The organism is Colwellia sp. D2M02 (genome assembly GCF_018860755.1).
Classification (GTDB): domain Bacteria; phylum Pseudomonadota; class Gammaproteobacteria; order Enterobacterales; family Alteromonadaceae; genus Colwellia; species Colwellia asteriadis.
In genome coordinates this window covers 16,619-25,635 of record NZ_JAHKPW010000065.1, presented here as the reverse complement: position 1 = coordinate 25,635, position 9,017 = coordinate 16,619, and the positions used below count along the sequence as shown (strand labels likewise).

Below are 9,017 nucleotides of genomic sequence, written 5' to 3'. Positions count from 1 at the left end.
CGAGCTCAGGTTAACTAACTCATTGATAATAAGTTAGTGTGTTTGACGCCAATTAAACTTAAGAGACAATATTGTGACAGTAGCCTTGGTTACACCAAAACATGAATTTACCTTAGAAGATCATCAATTTATGGCAAGGGCCATAGCATTGGCGAAAAAAGGCCATTACACCGTATCGCCTAATCCTAGGGTAGGTTGTGTGTTAGTAAATCAAGGTAAAATCATTGGTGAAGGCTATCATCAAAAAGCAGGTGAAGGTCATGCTGAAGTGAACGCCATTCGCGATGCAAAGCAGAAAAACCCGACGTTAATTAAAGGGGCAACCGCCTATGTTACGCTTGAGCCTTGTAGTCACTTTGGTCGTACGCCACCTTGTGCGCAAGGGTTAATTGATGTTGGCGTGAGCAAAGTTATCTCAGCCATGGTTGATCCTAATCCGCAAGTTTCAGGTAACGGTATTGCTATGTTGGCACAAGCGGGAATCGAAACTCAATCTGGTTTATTAGAAACTGCTGCACGCGCACTTAATGTTGGTTTTATTAAAAAAATGACCACAACTCTGCCTTTCGTACGCTGTAAATTAGCGGCAAGCCTTGATGGCAAAACCGCAATGCACAGCGGTGAAAGTAAGTGGATCACCCAAGGTGCTGCGCGAAAAGATGTACAACGGTTAAGAGCTCAAAGTTGTGCCATTATTACAGGCTGTGACTCTATTATTAGCGATAATGCTAAAATGACAGTGCGTTATAGTGAACTAGGTGAATTACAAAAAAGCTACCCTGAAGATAAACTTCGTCAGCCTTTACGTGTGGTAATCGATAGTCAAAACCGTTTAACACCAGAGCTAGCATTTTTTCAACAGCCGTCCCCGATATTAATCATTAGAACTGAACTTGAAAACTTACGCACTTGGCCTCATTATGTTGAACAGGTACAAGTGACTTCAGTAAAAGAGAGCAATACAGACAACAATACAGACAACAATACGACTAAGGTCGATTTAAAAGCACTACTTGCTTTATTGGCAACGCGTGGTATCAATGATGTTTTACTTGAGTCTGGTGCTAGGCTTGCAGGTGCTTTTTTTGAACAAAACTTAGTCGATGAATTAATTTTATACCAAGCGCCTAAATTGTTAGGTGGTGATGGCAAAAACTTAGTGGAAATGCCAAGTATTACTGAATTAGCAAAAACTAAGCAATTATCGATCAACGAAGTGGTTATGGTTGGTGCAGATATTCGTATTACTGCAAAGGTAAATAGCGCTAATAATACAGCTAGCAATACTCATCATTAATATCGTAACTAATAAATTTAACCTTAGAGAATAACCATGTTTACAGGAATTATCGAAGCCGTTGGCACTATTAAAGCCATCAACATTAACGCACAAGGTGCGCGTATTGACATTGCGACCAATAGTTTAGATATGAGTGATGTTAAACTAGGTGACTCTATTGCCACTAATGGTATTTGTTTAACGGTGGTTGCTTTTCAATCTGCAGCAGGGCAGGGCAGTTTTAGTGCTGACGTGTCGAATGAAACACTTAAGCGCACCGGTTTTGGACATTACCAAGTTGGAAAAGCCGTTAACTTAGAAAAAGCGATGTTAGCAAGTACACGCTTTGGTGGTCATATGGTTTCTGGCCATGTTGACGGTGTTAGCGAAATTTTATCAATAACCAATAACGGTAACAGCTGGGAATACTGGCTCAGCATGCCAAGTGAGCTTAGCCATTATATTGCTGAAAAAGGCTCGGTAACCGTTGATGGTACTAGCTTAACGGTTAATAGTTTGGCTGCAGGTAAATTCCGTTTAACTATTGTGCCGCACACGGTGAAAGAAACGGTTTTTAGTGAGTATAAAATTGGCAGTAAAGTTAACTTAGAAGTTGACCTCATTGCGCGTTACTTAGAGCGTTTGCTCACTAAAGAAGTGACTACTGAGCCTGTTTCAAATATTAGCGAAAGCATGTTGCAAAAAGCAGGGTTTATTAAATAGCCTGCTTGTACCACTAACTTAATAATCAATTAACTAACGATCATAGAGACAATAATGAACTTAAATACCCCACAAGAAATAATCAATGATATTGCTTTAGGTAAAATGGTTATTTTAATGGACGATGAAGACAGGGAAAATGAAGGCGACTTCATTATGGCTGCTGAAAAGGTAACGCCAGCAGCGATTAACTTTATGGCAACTCATGGTCGTGGTTTGATTTGTATGCCAATGAGCAGAGAAAAATGTGAAACATTAAAGCTGCCATTAATGGTCGATAAAAATGACGCGCAATTTAGTACCAACTTTACCGTATCTATTGAAGCGGCAACAGGTGTTACTACAGGTATTTCTGCTGCCGATAGAGCAACGACAGTACTTGCGGCAGCCAATGCTAATGCCACACACCTTGATATTGTACAACCAGGTCATATCTTTCCGTTAATTGCTAAAGATGGCGGCGTATTAAATCGCGCAGGCCACACCGAAGCAGGTGTTGATTTAGCGCGTATGGCAGGTTTTGAGTCAGCGGCTGTTATCGTTGAAATCTTAAATGAAGACGGCACCATGGCGCGTCGTAACGACTTAGAAGTTATTGCGCAAAAGCATGATATTAAAATGGGCACAATTGCCGATTTAATTGAATTTAGAAATGCGACAGAAACCACTATTGAGCGTGTTTCACAATGTAAATTACCTACGGCGTTTGGTGAGTTTGACCTAACCGTATTTAAAGATACCATTGATGGACAAGCACACTTTGCGCTAACGAAAGGTGATATTAACCCTGAAGAGCCTACTTTAGTACGCGTTCATTTAGAAAATACCTTTAGAGATTTATTATTCAGCCAGCGTGAAAGCGTAGCAACTTGGCCAATGGCAAGTGCTTTAGAGCGTATAGGTAAAGAAGGTGGCGTTTTAGTATTATTAGGTAAGCATGAATCACCAACTGAGTTAATTAACTTAGTTGAAAAATACGCTAAGATTGATGCTGGTGAAACGGTAAAAGAAATTAATCGTCATGTTGGCTCACGTAATGTTGGTGTTGGCTCGCAAATTCTAGCCAACTTAGGTGTGAGTAAAATGCGCTTGTTAAGCTCACAAACTAAATATCACTCGTTATCTGGTTTTGGTCTTGAAGTGGTTGAATATATTGCCGACTAGCACTTTATTAAAACTTAAATACAAGCTGATAATACTCAGTAATATTAAGTAACCTGAACTCAGGTTAAGTAAATATAGTTAAATGCCCTGAAATATCAGGGCATTTTTTTATTGAAAACTTGCGCATTGCGCGATATCTCTTTAACTTATCCGTTGTTTAAATTTTTATCTTAAGGGTCATTATGAAGTTTCTCTCTAGCTTAACCGCAGTTTTGTTATTACAAAGCGCTAGCACTTATGCTGCTCAAACCACTCCAACATTACAGCAAGGTCTTAGCATTGAAGAGTTACGTTTTAGCGAAGCTGAGCAAGCAATGCCTGTCATTAGTGACTATTACCATTGGCGTAGCTTTGAACAACAATGGTTAAAGCAAGACAATTACGCCAGTGCAAGGCAGTTGGTGGCAGCGTTAGGTGATGATTTATGGCAGTTTAGTAAACGTCAAAACCAACAAGGGGGGTTAAAGGATGATAGACCGCTTTATTGGACACGCTTAGCAATTACTGCGTTTCTTAAGCAAAACCCGCTTGATATTTCATTGCATGAAAATAAAGCGCTAGTTGAACAGTTTGAAGTGAGTTCACGTGGTCAAGATGACTTAGCTTTCACTCAACAAACTGAGAAGCGTATTTTATTAACCGGCTTTGACCCGTTTTTATTGGATAAAAACATCAGTCAAAGTAATCCATCAGGATTAACCGCATTAATGCTTGATGGTAAGGTAATTGAGTATAAAGGTGTTAAAGCTGAAATTAATACGGTAATGATACCGGTGCGCTTTGAAGATTTTGACCAAGGTGAAATAGAAGACTTATTAGCGCCTTTTTATGCACTGGGTAGTGTTGATATGATCGCAACGATTTCTATGGGGCGCAGTGATTTTGACTTGGAGCACTTTCCTGCACTAAGACGCAGTTCAAGTGCGCCAGATAATCTTAATGTTTATAACGGCGGCAGTAAAACCATGCCAGTGGTACCAAAGCTGTTAAAAGCTGAGTTATCTAATAAAGAGTTTGTTCAATACAGCTTACCTTATCAAGCAATGATGAAAGCTAAAGGGCCTTACAAAATTAATGATAACCGAACTATTACGGTATTAGGTCAAGCAGTTGACGGTAAGGCGCTATCAGAAGAAGACAATAAAACTTTTGCTGCTAATTCACTGAAAGAGCTAAGTGACTCTGTATCAGTTGAAGGTGGTGGCGGTGGTTACTTATCTAATGAAATATCTTACCGTAGTATTTTGTTGCGTAATAAACTGGGCTCGAATATTCCTACTGGTCATATTCATACCCCTAAAACTCAGGGCTTTGATCACCAAACCAATCAAGCGATTGTTGACCAAATTAAAGCCATGCTTGAATTATCTTTAGCGGAGATTTAAGCGGTAATTATAAGTGATAAAGCTCAGGTTAAATAGGCTTTGTTGGGACGCTTAACCCTTAAAGTGTGGGGGAGGTTTTACTAATGAAGGTCTTGTTTGAGTGATTGCTTAGAAAAATAGGAAAGACCAGAAACAAAAAAACGAAGAATGAGCAATGCTCTTCTTCGTTTTTTTTCATTTGCTATAAGCGGTAAAGCTTATTGAGCAACAACGTTCTCAGCTTCAGGGCCTTTTTGACCTTGTTTTACGCTAAACGTTACAGCTTGGCCGTCAGCTAGAGTACGGAAACCGTCTCCAGAGATTGCGCTGAAGTGAACAAACACGTCAGGACCATTTTCTTGCTCAATAAAACCGAAACCTTTAGTTTCGTTGAAAAATTTAACTTTACCAGTAACTGTATCAGACATACTAACATTTTCCCGTAGTCATAAATAATAATGTGGTTCTTTTCTATAACGAATAATCACCGTTTCACCCGAGTAAATGCCCTCTACCATAAAAGTACAGGAAGAGGAAGGATACAAACTATATTCATCACAAACATGCTCAAAACAATTAGTTTGCATTGTTTAAATCCGTTTGCTTAGAATATACAAGTACATCAAAACTTGATAAATCTACAACAAAAATCAGTAAAACCTTCATCTGCAACGCAAGAACTCAACGCAAAAGTAGTCTAGCACAGTTATTTTTAATATGCTTTATAAAATACCGTAATAGTTCAATATTTATTTGTAATAAAGATATATCAATGAGATATGAGCTACAGCGCAATATTTACGAGGGGGTTGTAAGGTAGATTAAACGAAATGAGAACAATTTAGCTCTCATTTCGTTTCGTTTTTCCGGGGTTTTTGTCAATTTACGGTAAATTTATAATGCCGCAATTTGTGCTTTTTGCTCGTGCATTTTAGCCAATGTTGAATCCGCTTCTGCCAGTTTGGCATTTTCTTTTTCGATAACTGCTGCTGGTGCTTTACTGACGAAGTTATCGTTACTTAACTTACCACGGGTTTTAGCGGCTTCTTTTTCAATTTTGTCGATTGCTTTGTCTAAACGCGCTAGCTCGGCTTCTTTGTCAATCAGCCCTGCCATTGGAATAAGCACAGATAAATCGCCAACAACAGCAGACGCTGAGGCTGGGCCTTGTTCATCATCAGCAAGTACATTAATGGTTTCAAGCTTAGCAAGCGCACTTAAAAATTGCTCGTTTTCACTTAAGCGACGTTTATCGTTGTCATTAACGTTTTTCAGTAATACCGGTAATGGTTTACTTGGTGAAATATCCATTTCACCACGAATATTACGAATAGCGACAATAAATTGCTTAACCCACTCTAAATCACCAATTGCTTGTTGATCACAATTACTTTCGTTAAATTGTGGGAACGCTTGAGTCATGATTGAGTCACCTTGTTTACTAAAGTCACTTAATGGCTGTACGCGTTGCCAAATTGTTTCGGTAATAAATGGCATAATTGGGTGCATTAAACGCAGTAAGCTTTCTAAAATATTAACTAAGGTATGTCGTGTACCACGTTGTTGCGCTTCATTGCCTTTAAATAATACAGGCTTGGTTAATTCTAAGTACCAATCACAAAATTGGTTCCATGTGAACTCATATAAAGCTTGTGATGCTAAGTCAAAACGGAATGAGTCAAACGCTTCGTGCACTGTTTTCACGGTTTGCTCAAACTGACCGATAATCCAACGATCCGCTAATGAAAGTTCCATTTCTGCATTTGCATCTGTACCACAATCAAACTCTTCAGTATTCATGAGTACGTAACGACTTGCGTTCCATAACTTGTTAGTAAAGTTACGGTAACCTTCCAGACGCTTCATATCCCAGCTGATATCGCGACCTGTAGTCGCAACTGACGTTAAGGTAAAACGTAAAGCGTCAGTACCGTGTGCTTCAATGCCATTAGGAAATTCTTTTTTGGTTAGCTTTTCAATTTTAGCGGCCATTTTTGGCTGCATCATATTGCCGGTACGTTTTTCTAATAAATCTTCAAGAGAAATACCATCGATCATATCTAAAGGATCAATAACATTACCTTTTGATTTACTCATTTTATCGCCATTTTCATCACGAATAAGGCCGGTCATGTAAATCTTTTTAAATGGAATTTGTGCTTTACCATTTTCATCTTTATTGAAGTGCATAGTCATCATGATCATACGCGCAACCCAGAAGAAAATAATATCAAAACCTGTCACAAGTACATCAGTTGGGTGGAAGGTTTTTAAATCGTCGGTATCTTTTGGCCAACCTAAGGTTGAGAAGGTCCATAAAGCAGAAGAGAACCATGTATCTAATACATCATCATCTTGGCTTAGCGTTATATCGTCAGCAATGCTATTAGCAGCACGAACTTCAGCTTCAGTGCGACCTACATACACTTTACCATTTTCATCATACCAAGCTGGAATACGATGTCCCCACCAAAGCTGACGAGAGATACACCAGTCTTGAATGTCGCGCATCCATGAGAAGTATAAGTTTTCATACTGTTTTGGAACAAACTCTATTTGACCATCTTTTACTGCATCTACCGCAGGGCCGGCTAATTTTTCTACGCGAACATACCATTGGTCGGTAAGTAATGGCTCAATAATAACGCCAGATCTATCGCCGTACGGAGCAACTAAGTCATGATCTTTTACTTCAACTAATAAGCCTAGTTCGTCAAATTTAGCAACGATGGCTTTACGGGCATCAAAGCGATCCATTCCCGCAAATTCACTGGGTAATTGAGCATCGTATGCACCACAAGCTTCGCCTTTGGTGTCATAAACTTCTGCTGTTGCTAATACTGCAGCGTCTTTATCGAAAATGTTAATTTGTGGTAATTGATGACGTTTACCCACTTCATTGTCGTTAAAGTCATGGGCAGGGGTTATTTTTACGCAACCTGTACCTTTTTCCATGTCGGCATGATCATCACCAACAATGGGAATTAAACGGTTAACCAGTGGTAATAATACTTGCTTGCCAATTAAATCTTTATAGCGCGGATCTTCAGGGTTCACCGCAACACCGGTATCACCTAACATGGTTTCAGGGCGGGTAGTGGCTACAACTAAATAATCATGGCCTTCCGCGGTTTTTTCACCATTTGCTAACGGGTAGCGTAAGTGCCACATATGACCTTTTTTATCTTTGTTTTCTACTTCTAAGTCTGAAATTGCGGTATGAAACTTTGGATCCCAGTTAACTAAACGCTTACCACGATAAATTAAGTCATCTTCATAAAGGCGAACAAATACTTCTTGTACCGCTTCTGACATGCCTTCGTCCATCGTAAAACGCTCACGCGTCCAATCTATAGAGTTACCTAAACGGCGCATTTGTTTACCGATAGTACCGCCAGACTCTTCTTTCCATTCCCAAATTTTATCAATAAACCCGTTACGACCGTAATCGTGGCGTGTTTTATCTTCTTCAGCCGCTATTTTACGTTCAACGACCATTTGTGTTGCAATACCAGCGTGATCACAGCCCGTTTGCCATAAGGTATTTTTACCTTGCATACGTTGATAACGAATTAAAGTGTCCATGATGGTTTGTTGAAAAGCATGACCCATGTGCAAGCTACCAGTGACATTTGGCGGCGGAATAGCAATGCTATAGCTGTCGCCTTCGCCCGTTGGGCTAAAGTAACCTTGCTCTTCCCAGCTGGTATACAAGGATTGTTCGATGTCGGTTGGGTTGAAAGTTTTTTCCATCATGTGTTCCAATAAAAATAGTGATAAATGGTCGTTGGATGAAACGCTTAAGGCGTTTGGCTGTCTCAACGTAGTTGCCGTAATACCTTATGGCTTGTCTTCGCTATGAAGCATCGCTTGGATTGGTGTTACTGGGCAGTTCAATTTTTTGATTTTCGACGTTAAAGCCCCATTGTCGACAGGCTTTAAAGCGCTCTCTAGCGAGTTGTTTTAGTGTTTCATCATGCGGCACAAAATCAACAATATAGTTAAATTGATTGGCAAAGTTAGGCACAGTTGTCGATAAGTTAATTAATACGGCTCTGCGCCCCTTAGGCGCATTATGACTTATCTCAACGGCTGCGCCTTGTTTTGGACCTTCACCCGCTAAGTTATGCGGTACAAAACTGTCAGCGTTAAACGCCCATAAATTTTCATCAACAAGCTCGGCTTGTTGTAGATCTTCGGTATAAATAAATACCCGTTGTTTTTGTCGATAAAAATAACTGGCTTGCAAACACGCTTGATAAATTACCGAGCTAACGTTTTTGTCGTTATCTTCTGTAATATCATCACTCGGGAGTATGTAAAACATCACTTGGGTTTGCATGTTATTAACCTAATTATTTTCAGCAAAACTTGTAGTACAAGCTATCTTTTTTTTACATCATAACAAAGGTGAGTATTAGATAACCTGAGCTCGGCTTAACAAATGTTTCTCTAGCCGCTATTTTTCCTAACTGCTTCGTTAAATT

Annotated in this window: 7 protein-coding genes; 4 read left to right on the top strand and 3 right to left on the bottom strand. The window is 39.5% G+C overall.

Features of this window, described 5'->3' with window-relative positions; translation table 11 throughout:
- Positions 1–73: 73 nt before the first annotated feature.
- The 4 genes from ribD (at position 74) to KO495_RS12135 (ending at position 4,551) form a co-directional block, all read left to right on the top strand.
- Positions 74–1,297, top strand: a complete 1,224-nt coding sequence (gene ribD / locus KO495_RS12150; RefSeq protein ID WP_354668385.1) for a bifunctional diaminohydroxyphosphoribosylaminopyrimidine deaminase/5-amino-6-(5-phosphoribosylamino)uracil reductase RibD — start codon at positions 74–76, stop codon at positions 1,295–1,297.
- Between the two features lie 36 nt (positions 1,298–1,333).
- Positions 1,334–2,002 (top strand): riboflavin synthase, encoded by a 669-nt coding sequence (locus tag KO495_RS12145; protein WP_215980675.1) that lies wholly within the window; start codon positions 1,334–1,336, stop codon positions 2,000–2,002.
- Between the two features lie 54 nt (positions 2,003–2,056).
- A complete protein-coding gene (gene ribB, locus KO495_RS12140; protein WP_215980674.1) occupies positions 2,057–3,166 on the top strand; it encodes a 3,4-dihydroxy-2-butanone-4-phosphate synthase in 1,110 nt (369 codons plus the stop codon).
- Positions 3,167–3,348: 182 nt separating this feature from the next.
- A complete protein-coding gene (locus KO495_RS12135; protein ID WP_215980673.1) occupies positions 3,349–4,551 on the top strand; it encodes a hypothetical protein in 1,203 nt (400 codons plus the stop codon).
- A 197-nt stretch (positions 4,552–4,748) separates the two neighbouring features.
- On the opposite strand, the gene KO495_RS12130 is transcribed toward KO495_RS12135, so the two are convergent.
- The 3 genes from KO495_RS12130 to KO495_RS12120 form a co-directional block, all read right to left on the bottom strand.
- Positions 4,749–4,958 (bottom strand): cold-shock protein, encoded by a 210-nt coding sequence (locus KO495_RS12130; RefSeq protein WP_215980672.1) that lies wholly within the window; start codon positions 4,956–4,958, stop codon positions 4,749–4,751.
- Positions 4,959–5,424: 466 nt separating this feature from the next.
- A complete protein-coding gene (locus KO495_RS12125) occupies positions 5,425–8,283 on the bottom strand; it encodes a valine--tRNA ligase (RefSeq protein ID WP_215980676.1) in 2,859 nt (952 codons plus the stop codon).
- Positions 8,284–8,386: 103 nt separating this feature from the next.
- Positions 8,387–8,872 (bottom strand): DNA polymerase III subunit chi, encoded by a 486-nt coding sequence (locus KO495_RS12120; protein WP_215980671.1) that lies wholly within the window; start codon positions 8,870–8,872, stop codon positions 8,387–8,389.
- Positions 8,873–9,017 lie beyond the last annotated feature (145 nt).

What these genes read in the sequence shown, in the direction of transcription:
- KO495_RS12130 (WP_215980672.1), bottom strand. Translation starts at nt 4,958, where the DNA reads ATGTCTGATACAGTTACTGGTAAAGTTAAATTTTTCAACGAAACTAAA.
- ribB (WP_215980674.1), top strand. Translation starts at nt 2,057, where the DNA reads ATGAACTTAAATACCCCACAAGAAATAATCAATGATATTGCTTTAGGT.
- KO495_RS12145 (WP_215980675.1), top strand. Translation starts at nt 1,334, where the DNA reads ATGTTTACAGGAATTATCGAAGCCGTTGGCACTATTAAAGCCATCAAC.
- KO495_RS12125 (WP_215980676.1), bottom strand. Translation starts at nt 8,283, where the DNA reads ATGGAAAAAACTTTCAACCCAACCGACATCGAACAATCCTTGTATACC.
- KO495_RS12120 (WP_215980671.1), bottom strand. Translation starts at nt 8,872, where the DNA reads ATGCAAACCCAAGTGATGTTTTACATACTCCCGAGTGATGATATTACA.
- KO495_RS12135 (WP_215980673.1), top strand. Translation starts at nt 3,349, where the DNA reads ATGAAGTTTCTCTCTAGCTTAACCGCAGTTTTGTTATTACAAAGCGCT.